The organism is Roseomonas sp. KE2513 (assembly GCF_016107305.1).
Lineage (GTDB): Bacteria > Pseudomonadota > Alphaproteobacteria > Acetobacterales > Acetobacteraceae > Roseomonas.
The window spans coordinates 41,337-65,951 of record NZ_RCVR01000027.1 but is presented as its reverse complement, the minus strand read 5'-3'; the positions used below and the strand labels follow the sequence as shown (position 1 = coordinate 65,951).

The 24,615-nt window shown below is 70.5% G+C and carries 19 protein-coding genes; 10 read left to right on the top strand and 9 right to left on the bottom strand.

The features are described from left to right. Positions 1-30 precede the first annotated feature (30 nt). The 4 genes from D9599_RS22075 to D9599_RS22060 all read left to right on the top strand — a co-directional run bounded on the left by D9599_RS22075 (position 31) and on the right by D9599_RS22060 (position 5,909). A complete protein-coding gene (locus D9599_RS22075; protein WP_198383463.1) occupies positions 31-759 on the top strand; it encodes a DUF72 domain-containing protein in 729 nt (242 codons plus the stop codon). A 416-nt stretch (positions 760-1,175) separates the two neighbouring features. Then, complete coding sequence (locus tag D9599_RS22070; RefSeq protein WP_198383462.1) at positions 1,176-2,723, top strand: sensor histidine kinase; 1,548 nt, start codon at positions 1,176-1,178, stop codon at positions 2,721-2,723. A 22-nt stretch (positions 2,724-2,745) separates the two neighbouring features. Further along, on the top strand, positions 2,746-3,510 hold the full coding sequence (locus tag D9599_RS22065; RefSeq protein ID WP_198383461.1) for a response regulator: 765 nt from the start codon (positions 2,746-2,748) through the stop codon (positions 3,508-3,510). 5 nt (positions 3,511-3,515) lie between these two features. Then, complete coding sequence (locus D9599_RS22060; protein WP_198383460.1) at positions 3,516-5,909, top strand: ATP-binding protein; 2,394 nt, start codon at positions 3,516-3,518, stop codon at positions 5,907-5,909. 13 nt (positions 5,910-5,922) lie between these two features. On the opposite strand, the gene D9599_RS22055 is transcribed toward D9599_RS22060, so the two are convergent. From D9599_RS22055 to D9599_RS22015, 9 genes are all read right to left on the bottom strand, one after another. Next, positions 5,923-6,846 carry a crotonase/enoyl-CoA hydratase family protein gene (locus D9599_RS22055; RefSeq protein WP_198383459.1) on the bottom strand — a complete coding sequence of 308 codons (924 nt, stop codon included), beginning with the start codon at positions 6,844-6,846 and terminating at the stop codon, positions 5,923-5,925. 590 nt (positions 6,847-7,436) lie between these two features. Further along, entirely contained in the window at positions 7,437-8,369 is a 933-nt protein-coding gene (locus D9599_RS22050) for a dihydrodipicolinate synthase family protein (protein WP_198383458.1), read from the bottom strand. Positions 8,370-8,380: 11 nt separating this feature from the next. Then, positions 8,381-9,757 carry an NAD(P)H-dependent oxidoreductase gene (locus D9599_RS22045; protein WP_198383457.1) on the bottom strand — a complete coding sequence of 459 codons (1,377 nt, stop codon included), beginning with the start codon at positions 9,755-9,757 and terminating at the stop codon, positions 8,381-8,383. Positions 9,758-9,767: 10 nt separating this feature from the next. Beyond that, on the bottom strand, positions 9,768-11,519 hold the full coding sequence (locus D9599_RS22040) for an IlvD/Edd family dehydratase (protein WP_198383456.1): 1,752 nt from the start codon (positions 11,517-11,519) through the stop codon (positions 9,768-9,770). Further along, positions 11,516-12,403, bottom strand: coding sequence for an NAD(P)-dependent oxidoreductase (locus D9599_RS22035; RefSeq protein ID WP_198383455.1), 888 nt, complete (start codon positions 12,401-12,403; stop codon positions 11,516-11,518). Before D9599_RS22035 ends, D9599_RS22040 begins: the two co-directional genes overlap by 4 nt. Then, positions 12,400-13,929: a tripartite tricarboxylate transporter permease gene (locus D9599_RS22030; protein WP_408906383.1), complete on the bottom strand. Its 1,530-nt coding sequence runs from the start codon at positions 13,927-13,929 to the stop codon at positions 12,400-12,402. Before D9599_RS22030 ends, D9599_RS22035 begins: the two co-directional genes overlap by 4 nt. A gap of 14 nt (positions 13,930-13,943) precedes the next feature. Further along, positions 13,944-14,426: a tripartite tricarboxylate transporter TctB family protein gene (locus D9599_RS22025; protein ID WP_198383453.1), complete on the bottom strand. Its 483-nt coding sequence runs from the start codon at positions 14,424-14,426 to the stop codon at positions 13,944-13,946. A 25-nt stretch (positions 14,427-14,451) separates the two neighbouring features. After that, positions 14,452-15,453, bottom strand: coding sequence for a tripartite tricarboxylate transporter substrate binding protein (locus tag D9599_RS22020; protein WP_198383452.1), 1,002 nt, complete (start codon positions 15,451-15,453; stop codon positions 14,452-14,454). A gap of 64 nt (positions 15,454-15,517) precedes the next feature. Continuing rightward, the gene (locus D9599_RS22015; RefSeq protein WP_198383451.1) at positions 15,518-16,501 is read right to left on the bottom strand and encodes a 4-hydroxythreonine-4-phosphate dehydrogenase PdxA; all 984 of its coding nucleotides are present in this window, start codon (positions 16,499-16,501) and stop codon (positions 15,518-15,520) included. Positions 16,502-16,645: 144 nt separating this feature from the next. Here D9599_RS22015 and D9599_RS22010 point away from each other — a divergent pair, with 144 nt between their 5' ends. The 6 genes from D9599_RS22010 to D9599_RS21985 all read left to right on the top strand — a co-directional run bounded on the left by D9599_RS22010 (position 16,646) and on the right by D9599_RS21985 (position 24,558). Then, complete coding sequence (locus D9599_RS22010) at positions 16,646-17,344, top strand: GntR family transcriptional regulator (RefSeq protein ID WP_309228682.1); 699 nt, start codon at positions 16,646-16,648, stop codon at positions 17,342-17,344. Positions 17,345-17,941: 597 nt separating this feature from the next. After that, a complete protein-coding gene (locus tag D9599_RS22005; RefSeq protein WP_198383449.1) occupies positions 17,942-18,922 on the top strand; it encodes a tripartite tricarboxylate transporter substrate binding protein in 981 nt (326 codons plus the stop codon). Positions 18,923-18,993: 71 nt separating this feature from the next. Then, entirely contained in the window at positions 18,994-20,553 is a 1,560-nt protein-coding gene (locus D9599_RS22000; protein WP_198383448.1) for a UbiD family decarboxylase, read from the top strand. Further along, positions 20,553-22,853, top strand: a complete 2,301-nt coding sequence (locus D9599_RS21995; RefSeq protein ID WP_198383447.1) for a xanthine dehydrogenase family protein molybdopterin-binding subunit — start codon at positions 20,553-20,555, stop codon at positions 22,851-22,853. The genes D9599_RS22000 and D9599_RS21995 overlap by 1 nt, the downstream gene beginning before the upstream one ends. Continuing rightward, a complete protein-coding gene (locus D9599_RS21990; RefSeq protein WP_198383446.1) occupies positions 22,850-23,581 on the top strand; it encodes an enoyl-CoA hydratase/isomerase family protein in 732 nt (243 codons plus the stop codon). The genes D9599_RS21995 and D9599_RS21990 overlap by 4 nt, the downstream gene beginning before the upstream one ends. A gap of 11 nt (positions 23,582-23,592) precedes the next feature. Then, complete coding sequence (locus tag D9599_RS21985; RefSeq protein WP_198383445.1) at positions 23,593-24,558, top strand: tripartite tricarboxylate transporter substrate binding protein; 966 nt, start codon at positions 23,593-23,595, stop codon at positions 24,556-24,558. Positions 24,559-24,615: the final 57 nt, after the last annotated feature.

The window sequence follows — 24,615 nt, the reverse complement described above, 5'->3', positions numbered from 1 at the left end:
TCCCTCGCCGTATCAGGCGGAGGAGACACGATGAAAAACGGGAGCCGCCTGATCGGAACAGCGGGTTGGAGCATTCCCAAGCAGCACGCCGAGAGCTTCCCCGGCACGGGCAGTCATCTCGAGCGCTATGCGGCCCGCCTTCCGGCCGTCGAGATCAACTCGTCCTTCTATCGGCCTCATCGCCCCGCGACCTACGCCCGCTGGGCCGCGAGCGTGCCGCCAGGTTTCCGCTTCTCCGTGAAGGTTCCGCGCGAGATCACGCATACGCGCCGGCTGGTGGATGCGGAGGAGCCGCTCGATCGCTTCCTTGCGGAGGTGCAGGCGCTCGGTGACAGGCTGGGGCCGCTGCTCATCCAACTGCCGCCGAGCCTTCGCTATGACCAGGCGGTGGTCGAGCGCTACTTCTCGAGTTTCCGCGACAGGTTCAGCGGGCTTCTCGCCTGCGAGCCGCGGCACGAGACCTGGTTCACGGATGCGGCCGAGGCCACTCTCGCGGCGCATGGCATCGCCCGGGTGGCGGCCGATCCCGCCGTCGTCCCGCGCGCCGCCGAGCCGGGCGCATGGCCAGGGCTCGTCTACCATCGCTTGCACGGCTCCCCGGAAATCTACCGCTCCCCCTATTCTAAAGCACAGGTCACGGCCCTCGCGCGCGCCATGTCGGGCGGTGGACGAGAAGCCGGGGAGGCTTGGTGCATATTCGACAACACCGCGGCCGGTGAGGCCACGCACAACGCGCTCCAGTTGCTGGTCGCGCTGTGATGCTCCGTTGCCACGCCTCCGGCCGCGATGCCCTTCGGTTCGCCCGGCAGCGGCCCCCTTCCCGCCCGATCATTTCCTTGTCGCAAAAAACAACAAGAAGTCTGGAGCAGCAAAACTTCTACGACCGGCACTAATGTGGTCGCCGATATTCTTGCCATTCACTTGCACAATTCACACATAGCTGTGATACTTCTCGCCGGGAGGTAGCTGCTTTGGGGCGATGTGAACCGTGCTCGCAGCTTTTTCGGGCAAGGAGCGCATCTGCATGAGAAACCGTGTCCTCCCGGCCATCCCACGGCTCCTCATTCGCCTCCCGGCAGCCGTTCATGGCGCCGCCGAACCCTGCGTGCCTTATGCACAGGGTGGCTGAGTGCATGCCATTCACCCCTTCCACGGCACGCGCTGACGGAAGCCAGATGCCTTTGGCGATGCCGCAGGGCCGTGTCCGCGCGCTTGCTCCCGCCGGGGTGGCACTGGCCCTGCTCGGCTCTCTCGCGTCGGTCTCACTCGTCGCCGTGGTGCCGGTTGGGGCGGCACTCGGACTGGCACTAGGCATGGGCATCCTTGCCGCGGCCCGCGCTTTCCGCCGCCCGGCCCCGCCCAGCCCGCCAGAGCGCATGGCGCTCGACGTGGCCGCCGTCTTCGTCCGCACGCCCGAGGGGGTCATCCGCTACTGGTCGCCCGGGGCGGAGCGCCTGTTCGGCTACACGGCAGCGGAGGCGGTCGGCCGCGTCGCGCACGAACTGCTCCGCACGCGTTTCATGGATGGCGGCCGCCGCAGCGCGATGGCCGAACTGGCGCAGGCCGGGCGCTGGCAGGGCGAGTTGCGCCACCGCCGGCGGGATGGGGCGCAGACGACCGTCGCCACCACCTGGGACATGCGCGGCGACGGGGCCGAGCCCCTCGTCGTGGAAGCGAGCACCGAGGCCCTCGCGCTGAAGGCGGCGGAGGAGGAGTTGCGCGCCTCGGAGGGGCGCCTTCGCCTCGCCCAAGAGGTGGCCGAGATCGGCACCTTCGAATGGCACCCGGGCACCGAGGAGCAGGACTGGTCGCCCGAGCAGCACGCGCTTTTCGGCACGAACCCAGAGGCCGAGGCGCGCCCGACGGTGGAGCGACTGGTCGCGCTGGTGGTGCCGGAGGACCAGGCGCCGCTTCGCGCCGCCCTTGCCCATGCCGACGAGACCGGCGAGTACGAGGCCGAGTTCCGCATCCGCCGCCGCACACGCGACGGGGGGGAGGAGACGCGCTGGCTCTACGGCCGCGGCCGGCGGATGCCTGGCCCGGCGGGCAGCCGCGGCTCCATCGTCGGGATGCATCTGGACACGACCGCGCGCAAGGAAGCCGAGATGCGCCAGACGCTCCTCATCCGGGAGGTGGACCACCGCGCGAAGAACGCGCTGACCGTGGTCCAGGCCATCCTGCGCCTGACGCGCGCGCCCGACCAGGCGACCTATGTGCGGGCGGTGGAGGGCCGCGTCGCCGCACTGGCACGCGCGCAGACGCTGCTGACGCAGAGCGGCTGGTCCGGCGCCGACCTGCGGACGCTGCTCGAGGGCGAGCTGGCGCCCTTCCTGACGAGCGGCGGTGCCGGGCCGACCGTGGTCATCCCGAGCCCGACCCTGATGGTCCCGCCGATCATCGCCCAGCCCCTCTCGATGGCCGTGCACGAGCTGGCGACCAATGCCGTGAAGCACGGCGCCCTTTCCGTGTCGGGCGGCGTGGTGCAGATCGAGTGGTCGGTGACACAGGAGGCCGAGGGGAACGCCGCACGCCGGCTGCACCTGCTCTGGCAGGAATCGGGCGGCCCTCCCCCCCTGCCCCAGCCGACGCGCTGCGGCTTCGGATCGCGCGTCCTGCAAACGACGGTGCAGAACCAGCTCGGCGGGCACCTGACCCAGCACTGGTCGGCGGCGGGGCTGGAGTGCCGCATCGACTTCCCGCTGCCCGGCCCGGCGCAGCCCTGACAGCGGCACAGGAGTCCGCGCCATGCCCCTGATCCTCATCCTGGACGACCGCGCCACCAACCGCTCGATCTTCACCCGCCTGGCCGGGCTGATCGCGGACGACGTCATCGTCGAGAGCTTCGCCAACCCCCTCGACGCGCTCGAGTGGCTCGAGAGCAACGCGGTGGACCTCGTCATCACCGACTATTCGATGCCGGAGATGGACGGCGCGGAGTTCACGCGCCGCTTCCGCGGGCTGCGCACCGGCACAGCCGCCCCCGTGCTGGTGGTCACCGCCTATGACGATCGCGGCTTTCGGCAGGCGGCAATGGAGGCCGGCGCCACGGACTTCCTGCAGAGCCCGGTGGACCACTTCGAGTTCGTCGCGCGGGCGCGCAACCTGCTGGCCCTTGCACCAGCCGCCGCCGCGCCGCGGCCGGTGGTGGCGCCGGTCATCGACGACCTGCCCGCGCTCGTCGCCGCGACCGACCGCGACGGACGCTGCCTCTTCGTGAACGCGCGCATGGCCGGGCATCTCGGACGGTCCGCTGCGGAGCTGGTCGGGCAGGACATGGCCAGGCTGCTGAGTGGGGAGCGCGCCGCGCTCAGCCGAGCCAAGGACCGCGCGGTGCTGGAAACCGGCCGGCGCGTCGCTGCATTCTGGGAGGTCGCGGAGGACCACTCCGTCCTGCTGACCACGAAGGCGCCGCTGCGCGCGGCCGACGGCACGGTCGTCGGCGTGCTCAGCACCTCGCTCGAGCTCGACCCGGCTTCCGGGACGCCTGCCTTCCGCGGGATTGGGGGCTAACGCCGATGCGCGGCCTGCGGGAGGGCCTGGCCCGCCTGCGCGGCCGGCCGGATTCCGAACATGAGATGAGCCTCAACCGGCTCGGCTTCGCGGCGCTGCTGCTGGTTTGCCAGGCCCTGTTCCCGGGGCCCGTCCCGGGCGCCGCGCTGTTCGCGCTGGGCGGCTGGTGCGCGGCGGCGGCCCTGGTCTTCGCCCATATCCTCGCCTTTCCCGGCACCTCCACGCCGCGGCGCGCCGTGGCGCTGCTGCTCGATGTCGGCTGCCTGTCCTGGTATCTACAGATCGGAGAGGAGGCGCATTCGGGCTTCGTTCCCATCTATCTCTGGATCATCTTCGGCAATGGCTTCCGCTTCGGCCTGGCCTGGCTCCGCGCCGCGACGGCGGTGGGCGTGGCCGGCTTCGCGACGGTCGTTGCCACCACGCCCTTCTGGTTGGGCCAGCCGCACCTCTCGGCCGGTCTCCTCGTCGGCTTCGTGGTTCTGCCGCTCTACGCGGGCGTGCTGATCCGCAAGCTCTCGGACGCGCGCCGTGCGGCGGAGGAGGCGAACCAGGCGAAGAGCCTTTTCCTCGCCTCGGTCAGCCACGAGCTGCGCACGCCGCTGAACGCGATCGTCGGCATGGGCGCCCTCCTGCGCGACACCCGCCTCGATGCGGAGCAGCGCGACATGGCGCGCATCATCCTCGTCGCGGCACGAGCGCAGCTCGACCTCGTGGACGACCTGCTCGACCTCTCGCGAATTGAGGCCGGGCGGATTAGGGTGGAGTTGGAAGAGTTCAGCCTGCTCGACCTGCTACTCGACCTCCGCAGCCTTCTCGCCCCCCAGGCGCGGGAGCGCGGCCTCGCCTTCGGCCTCCACGTCGCGGCGGGCACACCGGCGGGGCTCCGCGCGGACCGCCGGCACCTGCGCGAGATCCTGCTGAACCTCGCCAGCAACGCGCTGAAGTTCACCGAGACGGGCGGCATCTCCGTCGCCGTGCGAGGCGAGCCGGCCGGCCGCGGCATCGTGCGGCTGAACTTCGAGGTTTCGGATACCGGCATCGGCATCGCCGCGGAGGCGCAGGGCCGGATTTTCGAGAGCTTCACCCAGGCCGACCCGGACATCATCCACCGCTTCGGCGGAACGGGGCTGGGTTTGGCCATCTGCCGACGGCTGGTCACGCTGCTCGGCGGGGAACTGGGCGTGGAGAGCGCGCCCGGACAGGGCGCGACCTTCTGGTTCACGGTTAGGGTCGAAGCGCTCGATGAGCCTGCCCCGCTCGCGGCACCGGCCGGCAGCGTCGCGCTGCTCGCCTCCGACGATATCGCGGCACGCCTCGCGCCCATCCTGGCGCAGGCCGGCATCGCCGTACGGCGCGTGACAGGGGCCACCGAGGCGAGGGGGCGCCCCCTGCTGGCCGAGGCCGCGCTCCTCCCGCTGCCGCCTCTTCCGGAAGGGCGCACCCTCGCCTTGCCCATCTGGCCGGCGCAACCGGTCGTGCTGGTCGGCACGCCCGAGCGCGGCCGCCTGCCGCGGGACGCCAGCCGCTGGGCCGGCGGGGTCGTCCCGCCGGACTGCACGCCGCAGGATCTCGCCCTGGCGCTGCGCCTGGCCGGTGCCGCGCCGGAACCCGCCATGGCCGAAGCAGAGCCCGGGCCGGCGCCCGAGGCGCGGCTGCGTCTTCTCGTCGCCGACGACAACGGGGTGAACCGCAAGGTAGTCGCGCGCATCCTGGATCGTGCGGGCCACGAGGCCGTGCTGGTGAATGACGGAGAGGCCGCGCTGGACGCCCTGGCAGCCGATGGGCCCAACTACGACCTCGTCCTGATGGACGTGAACATGCCGGGCATGGACGGCATCGAGGCGACCAAGTTGCACCGCTTCGCCGAGGTCGGCGAGGGGCGGCGGCTGGTCATCCTGGGCCTTACCGCCGATGCGACGCCCGAGACGCGCGCCCGCTGCCTGGAGGCGGGAATGGATGGGCTCATCACCAAGCCGATCGAGCCGGAGGCGCTGCTGGCGGCGATCCGCGGCGCCCTGCCGGATGAGCCCGCCCCGTGCCGAGCGGCGGCGCCGACCCTTCCTGTCCTCGATCCCGACGTGCTGGATCGGCTTGGCGGCCTGGGCGGCGAGGTCTTCGTCGCGGAGGTTGCGAGCGACTTCATGGCGGAGGGCGCGGAGTTGCTGACCGGCTTGTCCAGCGCGGCCGCGTTGGGCGACAGCATCGCCTTCCGCCGGCAGGCGCATGCGCTCTCCAGCATCTCCGCCAATATCGGCGCGGCGCGCCTGCACCGGCTCTGCCGCCAGGCCGAGGGGCTGGCAGGGGCCGAGCTGCGCGCGCGCGGGCGGGAGGACGCGGGGGCGATCGCGGCGGAGTTCGGGCGCGTCCGCGCGGCGCTGGAAAACCTGCGCTTCGGCTAAGGTCGGGAAGGCCTCAGGCCGTGGCGAGGCCTGCCATGCGCCGGTCCTGGGCACCGGCGAGGCGCAGCATCTTCCGCAGGTCGGCCTCGCCGAGGTTGAGCGCCGCCTCGGCCCATCCATCCACCACGTGGCGCAGCTCGTGAAGGGTCACGGGCTCCACGCGGCGGCGGGTCTCATAAAGGGCGCGGTGCGCATTGAAGCGGCGGCCCGTACGCTCGGTGTAGTCCCGCACCGCCTGCTCGCCCTCCCCGTCCTCGGCCAGCACATCGACGAGACCCATCTCGTGCAACTCGGCCGCGCCGTAGATCCGGCCCGAGAGGATCATGCGCTCGGCTGCCACGCGCCCGATGCGGCGCGAGAGGAAGGAGTAGGCGCCCATGCCGGGGAAGAGGTTGAACAGCACCTCCGGCAGACCGAACTTCGCGCCGCGCTCCGCCACGATCACGTCGTGGGCCAGCGCGCACTCGAAGCCGCCGCCGAGCGCGTCGCCCTGGACGAGGGCAATGGTCGTCACGGGAAGGCCGAAGGCCGTGTGGTTGCGGTGGATCGCCTCGACGGCGATGCGGCCGTAGCGTCGCAGCCCTTCGAGATCGCCGGCGCGGATGAGCCGCGCGAAGAGGGCGAGGTCGCCGCCGAGGTTGTAGATGCCCGGCACCGAGGAGCCGAGCACCACGTGCCGAACGGTGCCCGGCGCCGCCTCCACCACGCGGGCCAGTTCGCGATGCATCTCGCGGATGTCGTGCAGCAGGCCATCGGTAAAGCTCGGCCGGCCGAGCGGGGCCATGCGGGCCCACCAAATGCCAGCGGGCGCGTCGAGCTCCGCATGGAGGTTCTTGTAACGCAGAAGGTCAGGAAGGGTGGACTGCGGGCTGCCCCCCTCGGCGTTCTCGGAAGAAAGACGGCCCACAACGGGGGCGACGTGTCCGACATAAGCCATTTGCAGCCTCCTGCTTTTTGCATGTTCAGGAGCAAGCGGTTACTCTTCGTATCTCAACCGCAATCTCCAACACGTGATCATTAGACAATTATTCTTGCTTGATCAACCGATACGGGTGTTCACCCCCTTCAACTCGCGCAACAGTATGTTTATAAGGAAGTTTTTTCCTGCGACTCGGTGCCTTCCCCATTCGTCACAGTGGACAAAGTGGGGGGTAGGGCTGTTGGTGAGGCGACGGACATTCGCGGAACGTTGCGCGCTTGATCCCAGGCCGCCACGGTGCCGGCTACCAGCCTGACGCTTACGATATCGCCTCGATCGCTACGTCTTCCGCTCCCGCCTGATCGACGAGGCACCACCATGGCGGACCTCCCTCCCTGCCGCCCACCGGGCGCGCTCCCCAGGAACGCAAGAACGCGACCGGCGGCAAGCCGAACGCGAAAGACGCGCGCGCCGATAGAGACCGTCACAGCAGGGGAAAGCAGGGCGAGGCCAGCACCGCCACGCAGAGCAACCGGAAGAGGGGCAGCCGGTAGAAGTCCGCCGGGCGCTTCGTCAGCCCGGCCGCAGCCTGACCCGGCGATCCCCGATCAGCGCCCCCAGCGCAGCACCAGGGCACCGGCGCGCTGCGCGATCTCCACCAGCCCGGCGCGGGTGGCCGGGTGCAGCGGCTGCAACGGCGCGCGCGGTGCGTCGCAGCCGATGATCCCGCCGGCCTTCATCAGCGCCTTGGCCGCGAGCAGCCCGCACTGGCGGTTCTCGTAATTGATGAGCGGCAGCCAGTGCTGATAGGCCTCTGCCGCCTCCTCCCGCCGCCCCTCGCGATAGGCGTCCACGATCTGGCGGATGCCGTCGGGAAAGCCACCGCCGGTCATGGCACCGGTAGCCCCCGCATCGAGGTCGGCCATGAGGGTGATGGCCTCCTCCCCGTCCCAGGGACCTTCGATGGCATCGCCGCCGAGGGCGATCAGCTCCCGCAGCTTCGCCGCGGCGAAGGGAACTTCCACCTTGAAGTAGGAGACCTGCTCGATCTCCCGCGCCATGCGGGCCAGGAAAGAGGCGGAAAGAGTGGTGCCGCTGACCGGGGCGTCCTGGATCATGATGGGAATGTCGATCGCTTCCGACACGCTGCGGAAGAAGTTGAAAATTCCGGCCTCCGGCACGCGAATGGTCGCGCCGTGATAGGGCGGCATCACCATCACCATGGCGGCGCCGGCGGCCTGGGCCTGACGAGACCGCTCGGCGCAGATGCGGGTGGAGAAATGCGTGGTCGTCACGATCACCGGCACGCGCCCGGCCACGTGATCGAGGATCGCCGCCGTCAGAACCTCCCTCTCCCGGTCCGTAAGGACGAACTGCTCGGAGAAGTTCGCGAGGATGCAGAGGCCGTCAGAGCCCGCCTCGATCATGAAGTCCAGGCAGCGCTTCTGCCCTTCCAAGTCCAGCTCCCCGCGCTCGTCGAAGATCGTGGGCACCACGGGGAAGACGCCCCGATAGCGCGGGCGGGTCTGGCTCATCGGCATTCTCCGAGGGATCAGGCGGCAGGAAGAGGGGTGTCGCGGCGGATCGCCTGCAGAAGCGACCCATCCAGATCCACTGCATCCTCCGCGATCAGGCCGCCTCGCGGAACATCGGCACGCAGCCGCTTGTTAGCCGCGAGGTAAAAGGGCGCGAGGTCTGCGGCTTTCACGGCGGGCAGGAGGAGCGCGGTGCAATCCTGCATGACGTGGTGGTGCCCGCCCATGTGCAGCATCTCGCCCGCGCGGAAGTCACGGTCAGCGCGGGCCACCATCACCGCGTGCACCCGCTGGCGGTCTCCCCCCGACGCACGGCCGTGGAGAACGGCCGAGAGAAGGGAGAGCGGCGTCTCCACCCCCATGATGTGGTAGGGAAGGAAGATGCAGGCGTGGCTTCCGTCACGCGAGACGACGTGGCCCTTGCCGCGCAGCAGTTCCCAGGTGGCCGGATCGGCGCAGCGCACGACGACGAAGACGCCGCCGCCGAAGCTCACCTCATCGGGCCGGCGGATGAGGTTGAACACGTCCACCACGCCCGTGCGGTCCAGCACGCCGCCGTTCGCGCGCGGGACGAAGATGTCCGCCAATTCCGTGATGCGGCAGAGCGGGTAGTTCAGCGCGTCGCGCGAGGGAAGCAGCCCGGTGGAGTTCGCGACGACGTTCATCTCGCAATAATCGGGCGTCGCTCTCTGGGGAAGAGCCGCCAGAACTTCCGAACGCCGGGCGAGGGTGGCGGCCACATCCTCGCCAAGGTGCCAGAGGCCGGCGAGGGCGGGGGCGTCGCATTCCCGGTCGGTCCAGGCGACGCGGCCCGTCGCGGGGTCGAAGACAAAGTCGTACTCGCTGGACTTGCCCGCCGCGACCACCTCCAGCCCCAAAAGCCGTGCCCAGGTGACGAGGCCGATGAGGTTGGCTGGCTGGTCGCCGTCCGCCGTGGTGTAGACCAGGCCCCGCTCCGCCGCGCGACGGTTCAGATGCGGGCCGACGACCGAATCCACCTCCTTGCTGACCATGGCGACATGCGCGCCCCGCTCGATGGCGTTCAGCGCGATGCGGGCCCCGATCTCGGGATGGCCGGTGGCCTCCACCACGATGTCATGCGACACTTCCCCCAGCAGGGCGTGGTCGCGCACCACGACGACGCGCCCCTCCCCCGCCGCCGCCCGCGCCGCCGCGGAGTCCTCGCAGACGACGGCGGCCCCTTCGGGATAGCGCAGCTCCCGCAGCAGGGCGACGACGCGCTCGGGCTCCAGGTCGCAGAGGATGGCGGCATCCAGCCAGGGGATCGACGGCACCTGCCCCAGCAGGGTGCGGGAGAAGCCTCCACCGGCCCCGGTGAGCGCGAAACGGATGCGGCGGTCGCCAAGGTCGCGGAAGAGGATCTCGTGGTTCACGGCGCGGTGCTCAGTGGTTGTCGCGCGCGACGGGCGAGCCGCTGTTGCCGACGAGGAAGTCGAGATCCACGCCCTTGTCGGCCTGCAGTACGTGCTGGACATACATCCGGGTATAGCCGCGCTCCGAAAGCGGGGTGGGCGGCGGCACCCAGGCGGCGCGGCGGGCTTCCAGTTCCGCTTCCTCGACGTGCAGGTGCAGGCTGCGGGCCGCCACGTCCAGCGTGATGGTGTCGCCGTTCCTGACCAGGGCCAGGTTGCCGCCCGCCATGGCTTCCGGCGCCACGTGCAGCACCACGGTGCCATAGGCGGTGCCGGACATGCGGGCGTCGGAGATGCGGATCATGTCGCGCACGCCCTGGCGCAGCAGCTTGGGCGGCAGGGGCATGTTCCCCACCTCCGCCATGCCGGGATAGCCCTTCGGGCCGCAATACTTCAGGACCATGACGCAGGTCTCGTCGATGTCGAGGTTCTCGTCGTTGATGCGGGCGTGCAGATCCTCGATGCTCTCGAAGACCACGGCGCGGCCGGTGTGCCGGAGAAGGTGCGGCGAGGCGGCGGAGGGCTTGATGACGGCGCCGTCCGGGCAGAGATTGCCGCGCAGGATGGCAATGCCCGCCTGCGGCTTGAAGGGCGCGTCGTAGCTGTGGATGACGTCGCGGTTCCAGCACTGCGCGTCCGCCACGTTTTCGGCAAGAGTGCGGCCATTGGCCGTGATGACGTCGCCGTGGAGGAGGTTGCGCTCCACGAGGTCACGCAGCACCACGGGCAGGCCGCCGGCGTAGTAGAAATCCTCCATCAGGTGCTCGCCGGAGGGACGGAGGTTGACGAGGCAGTTCACCTCGCTCGCCAGCCGGTCGAAATCCTCCAGTTCCAGCGGCACGCCCAGGCGGCCGGCGATGGCGAGCAGGTGCACGACCGCGTTGGTGGAGCCGCCGATCGCGGCCAGCGTCCGGATCGCGTTCTCCAGGGCTTGGCGGGTCAGCAGCTTCGACAGGCGCAGATCCTCGCGCACCATCTCCACGATCCGCCGCCCCGCGAGCCGCGCCAGTTCGTTGCGGCGCGCATCGGGCGCGGGAATGGCGGCGTTGCCAGGCAGGCCCACACCCAGCGCCTCCACCATCGAGGCCATGGTGGAGGCTGTACCCATGGTCATGCAGGAGCCGGCGGAGCGCGACATCGCGCCCTCGGCCTCGTGGAACTCGCGCAGCGTGATCTCGCCGGCGCGGAGCTGCTCGCTCATGGAGATGGTGTTCGTACCGGAGCCGATCTTCTGGCCCCGGTAATGGCCGCTGAGCATCGGCCCGCCAGAGACGCCTATGGTTGGCAGGTCCACGCTGGCGGCGCCCATCAGCAGGGCGGGCGTGGTCTTGTCGCAGCCCATCAGCAGCACCACGCCGTCGAGTGGATTGGCGCGCAGCGCCTCCTCCACGTCCATCGAGGCGAGGTTGCGGTAAAGCATGGCCGTCGGGCGCATCTGCGTCTCGCCGAGGCTCAGCACCGGGAATTCCAGCGGGTAGCCGCCGGCCTCCAGGATGCCGTAGCGGACGTGCTCGGCAATGGTGCGGAAATGCCCGTTGCAGGGCGTCAGCTCGGACCAGGTGTTGCAGATGCCGATGACGGGCCGCCCGTCGAACTGGTCGTTCGGCAGGCCCCGGTTGCGGAGCCAGGAGCGATAGTAGAAGCCCATCTTGTCCTGCCGCGCGAACCAGGCGCGGGACCGTAGCTCCCCGGGCTTGCGGTAGTCGTTCGCGTCGTCGGTCAAGTCGTCGGTCCTCTCTGCGGGGCGGGGTTGCGCCGCTCCAGCTCCAGCAACAGGGCGGAATGGTCGGGATCGCCGGCGGTGGCGATCAGGTTCCGGTATAGCTCGGCCGTGACGGCGGTGTAGGGCGTGGCCCCCAGCCCCAGGCGTTCCGCGGCGTCGAGGGTATTGTCCAGATCCTTCAGATGCGTCACGCAGCGGCCGCGCGTGGTGAAATCGCGCTCGATCATGCGGCTGGCGTGCAGCTCGAGGATGCGGCTCTCGGCGAAGCCACCGCGCAGGGCCTCGCGCAGCCGGGCAGGATCGGCGCCGCCGCGCTGAGCGATCAGGAAGGCTTCCGCCACCGCGCCGATGGTGGCGCCGACGATCACCTGGTTTGCCAGCTTGGCGAGTTGGCCGGCCCCGCTGGGCCCGACCAGCACGGGGCGACCGAGGGCGCGCAGCGCGGGCTCGGCACGCGCGAAGGCCTCGGCCTCTCCGCCCACCATGATGGCCAGCGTGCCGGCCGCCGCGCCTGTGGTACCGCCGGAGACCGGCGCGTCCAGGTGATGCACGCCACGCGCTGTCAGGCGGAGGGCGTGGTCCTGCGCCTCGGCCGGGCGGATGGAGGACATGTCCGCAACGACGGCGCCGGGCGGGATGGTGGCATCCGCGCCACTGCCGAAGAGCACGGCCTCCACGACTTGGCCGTTCTCCAGCATGGTGATCACCAGCTCCGCACCCGTCACCGCCTCGGCGGGGCTGGCAGCAGCGGCCGCGCCGGCCTGGACCAGCGCGGCGGCCTTATCGGGGCTGCGGTTCCAGACCGTCAGCGCATGGCCGGCGGCGAGGAGGTTGCCCACCATCGGCGCGCCCATCAGCCCGAGGCCGAGAAAGGCAATCCTCACGAGCCGGGCTCCGCGCGCGCCATCCTCATGGCCTTGCTCGTCCGGTGCCAGCCCAGCACCGCCGAGGCCACGGGCCAGAGCAGGAAGAGCGCGGCCAGGGTGGAGAGGGCGCCGACCAGCGGGTTCGACCAGAGCACCCCGAGCGAGCCGTTCGACATGAGCATGGACTGGCGGAAGGCGTCCTCCGCCTTGTCGCCGATCACCATGGCGAGGACGAGCGGCGCGAGCGGGTAGTCGAGCTTCTTCATCAGGTACCCCGCCGCGCCGAACACCACCGCGAGCCAGAGATCGAAAGGCGCGCCCGCCACGGTATAGGCGCCGACGAGGCAGACCGTGACGATGACCGGCCCGATGATGGAGAAGGAGACGGAGAGCATCGCGGCGAAGAGCGGCACGGTTGCCAGTGCCAGGATCACGCCGATGACGTTGCCGAGATACATCGAGGCGATCATGCCCCAGACGAAGTCGCGCTGCTCGATGAAAAGCATCGGGCCGGGATTGAGGCCCCAGATCATCAGCCCGCCCAGCATCACCGCCGAGGTGGCCGAGCCGGGGATGCCGAGGGAGAGCATGGGCAGCATGGCCGAGGTGCCGGCGGAGTGGTCCGCCGTCTCCGGCGCGATCACGCCCTCGGGCTCGCCGCGGCCGAAGCGGGCGCCGTTGCGCGACATCCTGCGGGCCAGGCCATAGGACATGAAGGAGGCCGCCGTGGGCCCGCCGGGGGTGATGCCCATCCAGACTCCTACCGCGCTGCCGCGCAGCACCGCCACCCAGTAACGCGGTAGGCTGGCCAGGGCCCGCAGCATGCCGCGCGGGTCCAGCCGTCCGCTGGCACCTTTGAACTCGGGCCCTTCCTCGATGGTGAGCAGCAACTCGCCGAGGCCGAAGAGGCCGATGACGACGACAAGAAAGGAGATGCCGCGGATCAGCTCGGGGATGTCGAAGGTCAGGCGCATGGAGCCGGAAACCGTGTCCATTCCCATCATGCCGAAGCCGAAGCCAAGACAGAGCGAGACGATTGTCTTGAGCGGCGCGCCGCCCCCGAAGGCGATGAAGGAGGCGAAGGCGAGGAAATAGACCGCAAAGTATTCCGGCGGCCCGAAGCGCAGCGCGAAGGAGGCGACGGCGCTGGAGAGAAGCGTGATGACGACGATGCCCACCAGCGCGCCGATGCCGGCGGAGATGAAGGCGTAGGTCAGGGCCTCGCTCGCCCTGCCCTGCCGCGCCATCGGGTAGCCGTCGAAGGTGGTCGCCACCGAGGAGGGTTCGCCGGGGATGTTGAAGAGGATGGAGGTGGTGGAGCCCCCGAAGAGCGCGCCCCAGTAGAGGCTGGTGAGCAGGATGATGGCCGAGACAGGATCCATCGAGAAGGTGAGCGGCAGCAGCAGCGTCACGCCGTTGGGTGCGCCCAGGCCGGGCAGCACGCCCACGAGGATGCCGAGCAGGACGCCCGCGATCATCAGCACGATGTGGTGGAGGGTGAGCGCGACGGAGAAGCCGTGCATCAGCGCGTCGAGGTTGGACAGCATCGGCGCGCCCCTCAGCCCAGGCCCAGCATGACTTCGAGCGGCCCCTTCAGGAGCGGGACGGTGAACCACTTCTCGAAGACGACGAAGGTGACCACGGTAACGCCGACCGCGACGCCGAGCGCCGTGGCCCAGCGGCGCCGCCCCGCGAAGCGGATCGTGAACAGCAGGTAGAGCGCCATCGCGAGATAAAGGCCGAGCCACTGCGCCACCGCCACCATCGCCAGGATGGGCAGGCCGAAGCGCAGCACCCGCGCCCCGCCCTCGCGCTCGATCACGACGGTGCGCGACAGCGTCTCGCGCGCCCGCCAGGCGTTGATGGCCACGAGGGCGGCCGCGGCCATCAGGATGAGCGACACGCGGAAGGGGAAGAACCCCGCCTGCGGCCCGTCCGAGGCCCAACCCGTGTCCAGCTCGGCCGTGCCGCGAAGCCCGACAAGCCCGACGAGGAAGACGAGGCCGGCGAAGCCCAGCTCGAGATGCAATCGGCGCAGCATCGGTCCGCCCCTCCCGTGCGCGTCGTCAGTTCACCAACCAGCCTTCGGGGCCGTAGAGCTCGCGGGCCGAGCGCTCCTCCGTCACCATCAGGGCGCGCATCTCGTCGGGCGAGAGCAGGGCGGGGCTCTGGCTCGTACGCTGGATGTAGTCCGCCCATTCCGGCGTCTCGCTCACCTTGCGCATCACCTCCGCCCAGAAGGCCTGGGCGCCAGGGGGCACGGCGGGCGGCAGGAAGATCGTGCGCGGCATCCGGAACTCCTCGATCGGGATGCCCTGGCTGGCGCAGGTCGGGATGTCGGACCAGGACTGGGCCTCGGTCACGCGCGGGCCGGCCGGCAGCGCTTCCCGCCGGAAGACGCAGACGGGGCGCACCTGCCCACCGCGCCATCCGCCGACGCTCTCGGAGGGATTGTTGACGTCGGCGTCGATATGCCCGCCAGCGAGCTGCACGCCCACCTCTCCGCCGCCGCGGAAGGGGATGTAGTTGAAGCGAACGCCCGTCGCGCGCTGGATCAGCAGCGTCAGCGTCTGGTCGGTGTCGCGGGTCTGGCTGCCGCCCATGCGGATGGCACCCGGCCGTTCCTTCGCGGCGGCGATCAGATCCGCGCCCGTGCGGTAGGGGGAATCCCCCTTCACCCAGAGCATGAACTCATCGAAGGCCATGGCCGTCACAGGCGTCAGGTCCAGCGGCTTCCAGGCCACGCGGGCGACGAGCGGCAGCAGCCACTCGTTGTTCGTGCCGAAAATCACCTTGTGCGGGTCGCCCTGCGCGCCGCGGCCATAGACAAAGCCTTCTGCGCCCGAGCCCGCGCCCTTGTTGGTGACGACGATGGAGGTGGGCACGAGGTTGTGGCGCGTGATGGCCGCCTGCACCGTGCGGGCGAAGAGGTCCGTGCCCCCGCCCGCGCCCGAGGTGACGACAAATTCGACGGGTCGCGTGGGCTGCCAGGCGGGCTGCGCCGCCGCGGGAAGCGTGAAGCTCAGCGCGGCGCCCAGCAGCGCGGCCGCCTTGGGAAACATGGTCATGTTGATCTCTCCTTGGACGGGAAGCCGCGCGCCCGTTCCGGGTCTGCGCGGGCTGTGCAGTGATTTACGCGGCCGCGGCGGCCTCCCTGCCTGCCATGCGGGCGGCCAGCAGCACGGCATTCCTCATCGCGCCGGGATGGGCGATGCCTTTCCCGGCAATGTCATAGGCGGTGCCGTGCGCCGCCGTGCAGATCGGGAAGGGAAAGCCCCCCATCAGCGTGACGCCCGCGTCGAAGCCGATCAGCTTCATCGCGATCTGGCCCTGATCATGATACATGGTCAGCACCGCATCGAAGTCCCCTCGCTTGGCGCGCAGGAAGACGGTGTCCGCCGGGAAGGGACCGTCGCAGCCGATCTGGGCGCGCTTTCCCTCCTCCACGGCCGGGCCGATCACGTCGATCTCCTCCCGCCCGAAATTGCCGTTGTCGCCGGCATGCGGGTTGAGGGCCGCGACAGCGATGCGCGGCCGCGCGATTCCCGCCGCGCGCAGGGCGTCGTCCGTCAGGCGCAGGTTGTCGAGGATGCTCTCGCGGCTCAGCAGGGCCGCCACGTCCTTCAGGGGCACGTGGGACGTCACGCGGGCGTTCCAGAGGCCGTCGAGGACGTTGAACTCCTTGGCCACGCCGTTGAACCCGATCGCCTCCGCGGTGAAACCGATCTCGTCGTCGTAGCCGGGGGTGACGAGGCGCATCGCCGCCTTGTTGAAGGGCGTAAAGCAGACCGCATCGGCCTGCCCCTCGGCCGCCATGGCGAGGGCGCGGCGGAAATTCGCCGTCGCGAAGCGCCCGCTCTCCTCGGAGATCCGGCCGAACGGTATCGCGGCGGGATCGAGGTGCCCAAGGTCGATCAGCACGGGCTGGCCGGGCTGCCGCCGAAAGGGCTCGCCATCCGCCACCACGTCGATGTCGAGCGAAACGCCGGCCACGCGGGCGCCCTCCGCGAGCACGCGCGCATCGCCGATCACTGTGATCTCCGCCGCCGCCCGCACCGTCTCATCGGCCAGGACCTTGGCCGCGAGCTCGGGCGAGATCCCGGCTGCGTCACCCATGGCAAGAGCGATCCGGGGGCGATCCGCCGCAGGCAATCCATCGACCACGCCCGTTTCCTCCACTTTATTCGTGACACTGTATGCAGTATGCAAGCGTTATCGGGCGTCACTCGGCTCGTCAAGCGGCCATCGAGGGGCATTGAAGTGGAGCTTGGGGCATTTCAGTCAGATCTGGCCGAGACAGGAATCGCGGAGAACGGCGGGCGCATCGTCCGTCGCCCCCTGCAGGAGGAGGTCGCGGCCAGGCTGCGCGACCTGATCACACAGGGAAGCATTCCCGCGGGCGCGCGCATCAACGAGGTGGTGCTGGGCGCGCAGCTTGGCGTCTCGCGCACCCCGCTGCGGGAAGCCGTGCGCATGCTGGCGGGCGAGGGCCTCGTGGAGCTCGTCCCGGCGCGCGGGGCGGTGGTCCGGAAGCTGAGCGCCAAGGATATGTTCGACAGTCTCGTCGTACTGAAGTCGATGGAGGAGCTGGCCGGCCGCCTCGCCTGCGCCAAAGCCTCCGCACAGGGCATCGAGGAGGTAGCCGGCCTGCATCGCGCGATGCTTGAGCATTATGTCCGGCGCGAACGGCTGGCCTATTTCAAGCTCAACCAAGCGATCCATTCGGCGATCGTCGCGCTGTCCGATAACGCGACGCTTGCCTGGACACATGAGGTCATCCAGGCCCGGATGAAGCACATCCGCTTCATCGGCAATGCGGGACCGGAGAAGTGGGCGGGCGCCGTGGAAGAGCATGAGGAGATGATCCGCGCCCTCCAGGCACGCGACGGGGACCGGTTGGCGGCGGCGCTCGGTCTTCACCTCGACCGGACCTTTACCCGCGTGGAGGCCCTGCTCTGATCCGGCACGAGTTCCTGGAGACGCGGCCAGCGACGCCAGGCGCTTGCGGACACGAAGAAGCGCGTTAATCGCAGAACATAAAAAGCCACCGCTCACCGGGCGGCGAGCAGTGGCTTTATGGGTAATTACGTCAGGAAGTCGGAGTGCACGCGAGTTCCGGAGAAACCCCCTCTCCGGTCTTAATCAGCACGCTCGTTCAGAAACTCACCGGAGTAGCCCCCCACTCCGCTGAGAACTTCCACTAAGTTCCTCTAGTGTCGGCGAAGCATCCCCTCTTTGCCGCCCCCGGGCTGCGATCCCGGTGCCCAACCTTTACAGATCACGCATCCGTGAGGCAAGCAAAAGATAAGAAAATCCGCCTTCGTTTCGATCTGCATGATTGTGTCGTCGACCGGATCTCGCGCGGTGCTCGCCCGCGATCATGCGGATGCCCCCCTCCAGGGATCCTCCCGCTGTTCGCAGAGCATGGTGAAAGTGGTGCCAATCCTGCCGGAGGTCGGCAGCGAAATCGGGCAATCCCAGCACTCGATCCCTAGCCTGAATTTGACATCCGCGAACATCATTCGTCAAATTCGGGAAACGAGGGAGAAAGCGCCCATGCGTGAGGGCTGGTCCATCGGCCGACGCGCGCTCGCAACGGCTGCCGTGTTAGGCGTCGCCGGCCGCACGGCCGCGCAGGAGCCGCTCGTCGGCGGCCCAGTCACGCTCATTGTGCCCTACGGCGCAGGCACCGGCCCGGACCTTCTCGCACGCCTCGTCGCTCCCGTGCTCGGGCGGCGGCTCGGCGCCACCGTCGCGGTGGACAACCGCACCGGAGCCAGCGGCAACATCGGCTCCCAGGCCGTGGCGCGCGCCCTGCCCGATGGACGCACCCTGCTGATGCAGACCACGCCCTTCGTCATCAACCCCGCCCTGCTGCGCGAGGTGCCTTACGATCCCGTGCGGAACTTCCAACCCGTGGCGAAGGTTGCGACCGGCGTGCTGGCACTGGTGGTGCGGGAGGACTTCGGAACGCCCGATGTCGCGACCTTCGTGAATCGCGCGAAGGCCCGGCCGGGAGGGATCGACTATGCGTCCCCCGGAATCGGCACGCCGCAGCACCTGGCCATGGAACTCTTCGCGCACGCCGCCGGCATCCGGCTGGCGCACGTGCCCTACCGCACCTCCCCGCCCGCCATACAGGACCTGCTTGGAGGGCGCGTGCCGGCCATGGTGCTGCCGGTGCATCTCGCTGTGCCGATGGCGCGCCAGGGTACCCTGCGCCTGCTCGCGGTGTTCAGCGAGGAGCGCGCCGCCACGGCACCGGACGTGCCCACCATGGCCGAGGCGGGGCTGGCCGGGCTGCGGAGTAACCTCTGGTACGGGCTGCTCGGCCCGGCGGGGATGCCAGCACCGCTCGTCTCGGCGATGCACGAGGCCGTCGCCGAATGGCTCGCGGCACCGGCCACGCGCGAGGCGCTGCTGGGCATGGGCCTCTTCCCCAGCCCCGCCGGGCCGGACGCTTTCGGCGAGGAGATTGCCGGCGATCTGGCACGGATCGCCGCGCTCATCCGCACGGCCGGGATCGTGGCGGATTGACACCGCGAGGGTTTTGACATCGGGCGGCGACCGGCAGTATTCAGCGAACGACGTTCAGGAATAACGAACAAATGGACGGAAACCAGCAGGTCATCGGCGAGCCGGCTGCGGCCTCCCTCGATCTCGACCGCTACCGTCTCCGCCGCTTCCTGGAACGGCTGGAGGCGGCGGGCGAGCTGCAGGTGGAGGAGAGGCCGCTCGACCTCGCCGATCTGCCGGAGCTGCTGGAAGGCAATCCGCGCGCGCTGCTGGCCCGCCGCGTGGGGCCTGAAAGCGCGGTGCTGGCGGGCAATGTCTGCGCCTCCCGCACTCGCCTCGCGCACGCCTTTGAGGTGGCACCGAGGGATCTGCTGAAGGAGGTGATGCGCCGCCTGCGTACCTCCCCCGGCACGCTGCGCCTTTCGCGGGAGAGCGCGCCGGTGCAGCAGGTGGTTCTGACCGGCGAGGAGGCGGACCTCACCACCCTGCCCGTCCACCTGCAGCACGGACGCGACGGCGCGCCCTACATCTCGGCCTCGATTGACTACGCGGCGGATGAGAGCCGCGGCTGGATGAATGTCGGCATCCGCCGCCTGATGCTGCGTGGCCGTCGGGAAGCGGGGATTGACCTCGTCTCGCCGTCGGACCTGCGGAGCATCTACGAGACGGAGGCCGGAAAAGGATGCCCGCTGCCGATTGCCTTCGTGGTCGGCTGCCACCCGATCGACCATGTGGGCGCCACGATGCGCCTGCCGGTGGACGAGCTGGGCATCGTGGCCTCGTTGCGCGACGCGCCGCTGCCGGTGGTGAAATGCGTCACCAACGACCTCCTCGTTCCCGCCGACGCCGAGTACGTGCTGGAAGGCTATCTCGACGAGCGCGGCCATGTGGAGGCCGAGGGCCCCTATGGCGAGTTCCTCGGTTACTACGGCGGCGTGAAGCGGAACCCGGTATTCCACCTCACCGCGATCACGCACCGGCGCGACGCGGTGTTCCAGACCTGCACGATCGGCGGCCGCAGCATGGGCCGTACGGACACGGCGCAGCTCTGCGCGCTTCGGACGGAGGTGATGGTCTGGCGCGCGCTGGAGGGCGCGGTGCGCGAGCCCGTCGGGGTCCACGCGACCGGCTCATCCGGCGGCATGTTCAACCTGCGCATCGCCATCCGCCAGCGCGTGCCTGGCGAGGCGCGCAACGCGATCATGGCGGCCTTCGGCAGCCTGGCGAACGTGAAGAACGTCTTCGTCGTCGATCCTGACATCGACATCTTCGACGACGGGCAGATGGACTGGGCGATGGCCACCCGCTTTCAGGCCGGGCGCGACCTGATCACGGTGGACGGCCTGCGCTGCCTGCCGCTCGATCCCTCGCTCGAGGGTGCGAGGATCGGCTCGAAGGCCGGTTTCGACCTCACCTGGAGCTTCGGTACCGGCCAGGCCTTCGAGCGGGGCGTGCCGGCGCCCCCGACCTATCCCGGCCCCCGCTTCGGCGACATCGCCGGAGCCCTGGCGGACGGGCCAAAGTTCTTCGAGGAGTTGATGGCCGCGACCGGAAGCCGCGACGGGCGCGAGATCGTGCGCGCGCTGGAGGCGATGCGCACGGGCGGTGGCCTCTCGCGCGACGCCGAGGGCCGCTGGGTACTCGGTGCCTGATGCCCATCGGCCACCCGATCCGCCGCGTCGAGGATCTCCGCCTGCTCACCGGCCGCGGGCGCTTCACCGACGACCTCGCCCCGAAGGACGCGCTGCACGGCGTCGTGCTGCGTTCCCCCCACGCGCATGCCCGCATCCTGGGGATCGACGCCGCGGCGGCCCGTGCCATGCCAGGCGTGATCGCCGTGCTGACGGCGGCGGAAGCGGCCGCGGACGCGCTGCGGCCGATGCGCCACACCCCCGTGCCGGCCGATGCGCTGGACGCGAAAATGCCAGCCTTCAACGCCGCTGAGGGCGCGACCATCCACGACACCGGCCATCCCGTCCTCGCCGGGGAGCGCGTGCGCCACGTGGGGGAGGCCGTGGCCTTCGTGGTGGCGGAGACGCTGCAAGGAGCCCGCGACGCGGCGGAAGCGATCGAGGTCGCCTACGAGCCGTTGCCCGCCGTCGCCGAGGCGGCGGACGCGCTGGCGCCCGGCGCGCCCGAGATCTGGCCGGGTATTCCGAGCAATCTCTGCCTCGAGGCCGAGTTCGGCGACCGCGACGCGACCGAGGCGGCCTTCGCCCGCGCCGCGCTCGTGGTCGGCGACCGCTTCGTGAACCAGCGCATCGCCTCCTGCCATATGGAGCCCCGCTCGGCTTTCGCCGCGCATGATGCGGCGCGCGGCGTGACGGTGGTGACGGCGGGCAGCCAGGGCGCGGTGCGGCAGCGCGCGGACTTGGCTCGGGCGCTCGGCGTCCCAATCGAAGCGATCGACTTCGTCTCGCCCGACACGGGCGGCGGCTTCGGCTCGCGCACGAACCTTCATCCGGAAACCCTCCTCGTCGCCTGGGCGGCGCGGCGGCTCGGCCGTGCCGTGCGCTGGACGGCGACGCGCAGCGAGGGCTTCGTGACCGACTACGGCGCGCGCGACCTCGCCGCCCTGGCGGAGCTGGCGCTGGACGCGGAGGGACGCATCCTCGGCTTCCGGACGGACATGGTCATGGCGGTAGGCGCCTTCACCGTCTCCTACGTGCCCCTCTCCAACGGCTTCAGGGTTTCCACCACCGTCTACCGGGTGCCGGTGGCCCATGCCCGCACGCGCGGGGCGCTGACCAACACCGTGCCCACCGCCCCGTTCCGCGGCGCCGGGCGGCCGGAAGCGATGTTCGCCATGGAGCGGCTGCTGGACATGGCGGCGCGCCGGCTCGGCCTCGACCGGGTGGAGATCCGCCGGCGCAACCTCGTGCCGCGGGCCGCCCTTCCCTGGCGTAACCCGTTCGGCCTCACCTACGACAGCGGCGACTTCGCCGGGAACATGGAGGCCGCGCTGCGGGCGGCCGATTGGGGGGGCTTCGCCGCGCGGCGCGAGGGCAGCGCGGCGCGCGGCCGGCGGCGCGGCATCGGCGTCGCCAACTACGTGGAATCACCCGTCGGCGCACCGCGCGAGCGCGTGGTCGTCCGCGTCCTCGCCGAGGGACGTGTGGAGGTGCTCGCCGGCACGCAATCTACCGGCCAGGGACATGAGACCACCTTCGCCCAGGTCGTCGCGGGGCGGCTCGGCGTGCCGATGGAAGCGGTCTCCCTCGTCACCGGCGACACGCGGCGCATCGCGGTCGGCGGCGGAACGCATTCCGACCGCTCCATGCGTCTTGCCGGCACGCTTCTGGTGGAGGCGAGCGCGAGGGTTCTGGAGGAGGCACGCATCGCCGCCGCCGCCCGCCTCGGCGGCGAGGCGGCGGCAGTGACGCTGGAGGACGGCATCGCCCGCACGCCCGCCAGCAACCGCGGGCTCGACCTTTTCGAGATCGCGGCCGGCCTGCCCGGCGGCGTGATCGAGCGCGCGGCGGAGTTCAACGGCCGCATGCCGGCCTATCCGACGGGCTGCGCCGTCTGCGAGCTGGAGGTGGAGCCCGAGACCGGGGCGGTCGCCATCGTGCGCTATACCTCGGTGGACGATGTGGGCCAGCCGATCAACCCGATGATCGTGGACGGCCAGGTGCATGGCGGCATCGCCCAGGGCGCCGGCCAGGCGCTGCTGGAAGGCGGCCTTTTCGACGCCGGGAGCGGCCAGGCGGTCGGCGGCAGCTTCATGGACTACGCGCTCCCCCGCGCCGCCGACCTGCCCGCTTTCGCCGTCAGCCTCGCGGAGGACCCCACCGCCGGCAATCCGCTGCGGGTCAAGGGCGGGGGAGAGGGCGGCATCACCCCCGCCGCCGCCGCAATCCTGAATGCCCTGGCCGATGCCACAGGCTGCGATTCGATCTCCATGCCAGCCACCCCCGCCCGCGTCCGCGCGGCCCTGGAGGCCCTTCCTTGACCGCTTCCACGACGGACGGAGTCCGCATCGAGGCCGCCGATGGCCTGCTCGACGTTGTCCTGACGGCGGGCGACGGCGGCAACTTCGTCTCCAACGCGGCCGGTGCCGCCATCGCAGCGGCGGTGGAGGGGATCGACGACGGAATCCGCCTCGTCCGGTTGCGCGCCGAGGGTCGCGACTTCTGCCGGGGCCGGGTCTCCCCCACGCCGCCCCCGGGAGCGCCGAAGCCACCCTTGGAGGTGCTGCGGCGCGTGGTGGCGGAGGCGCCGCTGCGCGTTTATGGCGCGCTGCGCGCCGCGCCCGTTCCGGTCCTCGCGGTCGTGCGCGGCGCCGCCCACGGCTACGGCGCCGCCCTGGTGGCGGCGAGCGACCTTGCCGTCGCCGCGGAGACCGCCCGCTTCGCCGTGCCGGAGATGGAACGCGGCATCCCGCCGCTCCTCGTCCTGACGGCCTTCACAGGCCGAGTGGGAGAGAAGGCCGCCGCACATCTCGCGCTCGGGCGCTCCGAGATCGGCGCCAGGGAGGCGCTGGCGATCGGGCTACTCGGGGAGGTGGTGCCGGAGGCGGAGCTGGACGCGGCGGCGGAGCGGCTGACCCGCACGGTGCTCGCCTCGCCCGTGCCGGCGCTCCGCGCCGTGAAAGCCTATCTCGCCGCGACCCGGCCGGTGCCCGCGGGCGCCCCGGCGCTCGCGGCGAACCTGATCGCCGGCGTCCTGGCCGATCGCTGAAGGGGATGCCGATGAGCAGGGTCATCATCGGCCGCCGCGACCTGCTCGGTGCAGCCGCCCTGCTGCCGACATCGACAGTCGCGCAGACCGGCTTCCCGAGCCGCCCGATCCGAATGGTCGTGCCCTTCGCCCCCGGCGGCACCAGCGACCTCGCGATGCGCGCGCTCTGCGAGGGCGCCTCCCGCAGCTTCGGCCAGCCCGTGGTGGTGGACAACCGGCCTGGCGCGAGCGGCTCGCTCGGCCCCGCGATGATGAAGGATGCGCGGCCGGACGGCAGCACGCTGACGATGCTCGCCGTACCCGCGATCCGGCAGGTGCTGATGATGGCGCGCCCGAGCTTCGACCCTATCACCGACAGCACGCGGATCATCCATGTCGGCGGTTACCTGCTCGGCGTCGTGGTGCGGCCGGACAGCCCGTGGCGGAGCTGGCAGGAGTTTATCGGCCATGCCCGCGCCAATCCCGGCAGGATCACCTACGGCACCAGCGGCGTGACGAGCACCGGCAACGCGGCGATGACGCGCATCGCGGACCTGCTGGGCATCGAGTGGACGCACGTGCCCTTCCGCGGCGGGGCGGAGAGCACCCAGGCGCTGCTTGCCGGGCAGATCGACGCGGCGGCGGATTCCAGCAGCTGGGCGGAGATGGTGCGGCAGGACAGGCTGCGCCTCCTCGTCACCTGGGGCCCGGAGCGCTCGCCCTCCTTCCCCGAGGTGCCGACCCTGCGGGAGACCGGCACGGACTTCACCGCCACCTCGCCCTACGGGATCATCGGCCCGCCGGGCATGGATCCGGCACTGGTGCGAGCGCTGCACGACGGCTTCCAGGCGGCGATGCGCGACCCCCTGCATGTCCGGACCATGGCTCGCCTCGACATGCCGATCCTCTACATGAACACCGCCGATTACGAGGCCGCGCATCTCCGCGAGGTGGAGGAGGAGCGCGCCTTCATCCGGCGCCTGGGCCTGCACCTGTGACGCCGGCACCGCAGTGCCGAAACAATCCTGACGCTGGCTGGCCGCGCGGAACGAGGA

What these genes read in the sequence shown, in the direction of transcription:
- D9599_RS22065 (WP_198383461.1), top strand. Translation starts at nt 2,746, where the DNA reads ATGCCCCTGATCCTCATCCTGGACGACCGCGCCACCAACCGCTCGATC.
- D9599_RS22075 (WP_198383463.1), top strand. Translation starts at nt 31, where the DNA reads ATGAAAAACGGGAGCCGCCTGATCGGAACAGCGGGTTGGAGCATTCCC.
- D9599_RS22025 (WP_198383453.1), bottom strand. Translation starts at nt 14,426, where the DNA reads ATGCTGCGCCGATTGCATCTCGAGCTGGGCTTCGCCGGCCTCGTCTTC.
- D9599_RS22005 (WP_198383449.1), top strand. Translation starts at nt 17,942, where the DNA reads ATGCGTGAGGGCTGGTCCATCGGCCGACGCGCGCTCGCAACGGCTGCC.
- D9599_RS21995 (WP_198383447.1), top strand. Translation starts at nt 20,553, where the DNA reads ATGCCCATCGGCCACCCGATCCGCCGCGTCGAGGATCTCCGCCTGCTC.
- D9599_RS21985 (WP_198383445.1), top strand. Translation starts at nt 23,593, where the DNA reads ATGAGCAGGGTCATCATCGGCCGCCGCGACCTGCTCGGTGCAGCCGCC.
- D9599_RS22015 (WP_198383451.1), bottom strand. Translation starts at nt 16,501, where the DNA reads ATGGGTGACGCAGCCGGGATCTCGCCCGAGCTCGCGGCCAAGGTCCTG.
- D9599_RS22070 (WP_198383462.1), top strand. Translation starts at nt 1,176, where the DNA reads ATGCCTTTGGCGATGCCGCAGGGCCGTGTCCGCGCGCTTGCTCCCGCC.
- D9599_RS22000 (WP_198383448.1), top strand. Translation starts at nt 18,994, where the DNA reads ATGGACGGAAACCAGCAGGTCATCGGCGAGCCGGCTGCGGCCTCCCTC.
- D9599_RS22060 (WP_198383460.1), top strand. Translation starts at nt 3,516, where the DNA reads ATGCGCGGCCTGCGGGAGGGCCTGGCCCGCCTGCGCGGCCGGCCGGAT.
- D9599_RS22020 (WP_198383452.1), bottom strand. Translation starts at nt 15,453, where the DNA reads ATGACCATGTTTCCCAAGGCGGCCGCGCTGCTGGGCGCCGCGCTGAGC.
- D9599_RS22050 (WP_198383458.1), bottom strand. Translation starts at nt 8,369, where the DNA reads ATGCCGATGAGCCAGACCCGCCCGCGCTATCGGGGCGTCTTCCCCGTG.
- D9599_RS22055 (WP_198383459.1), bottom strand. Translation starts at nt 6,846, where the DNA reads ATGGCTTATGTCGGACACGTCGCCCCCGTTGTGGGCCGTCTTTCTTCC.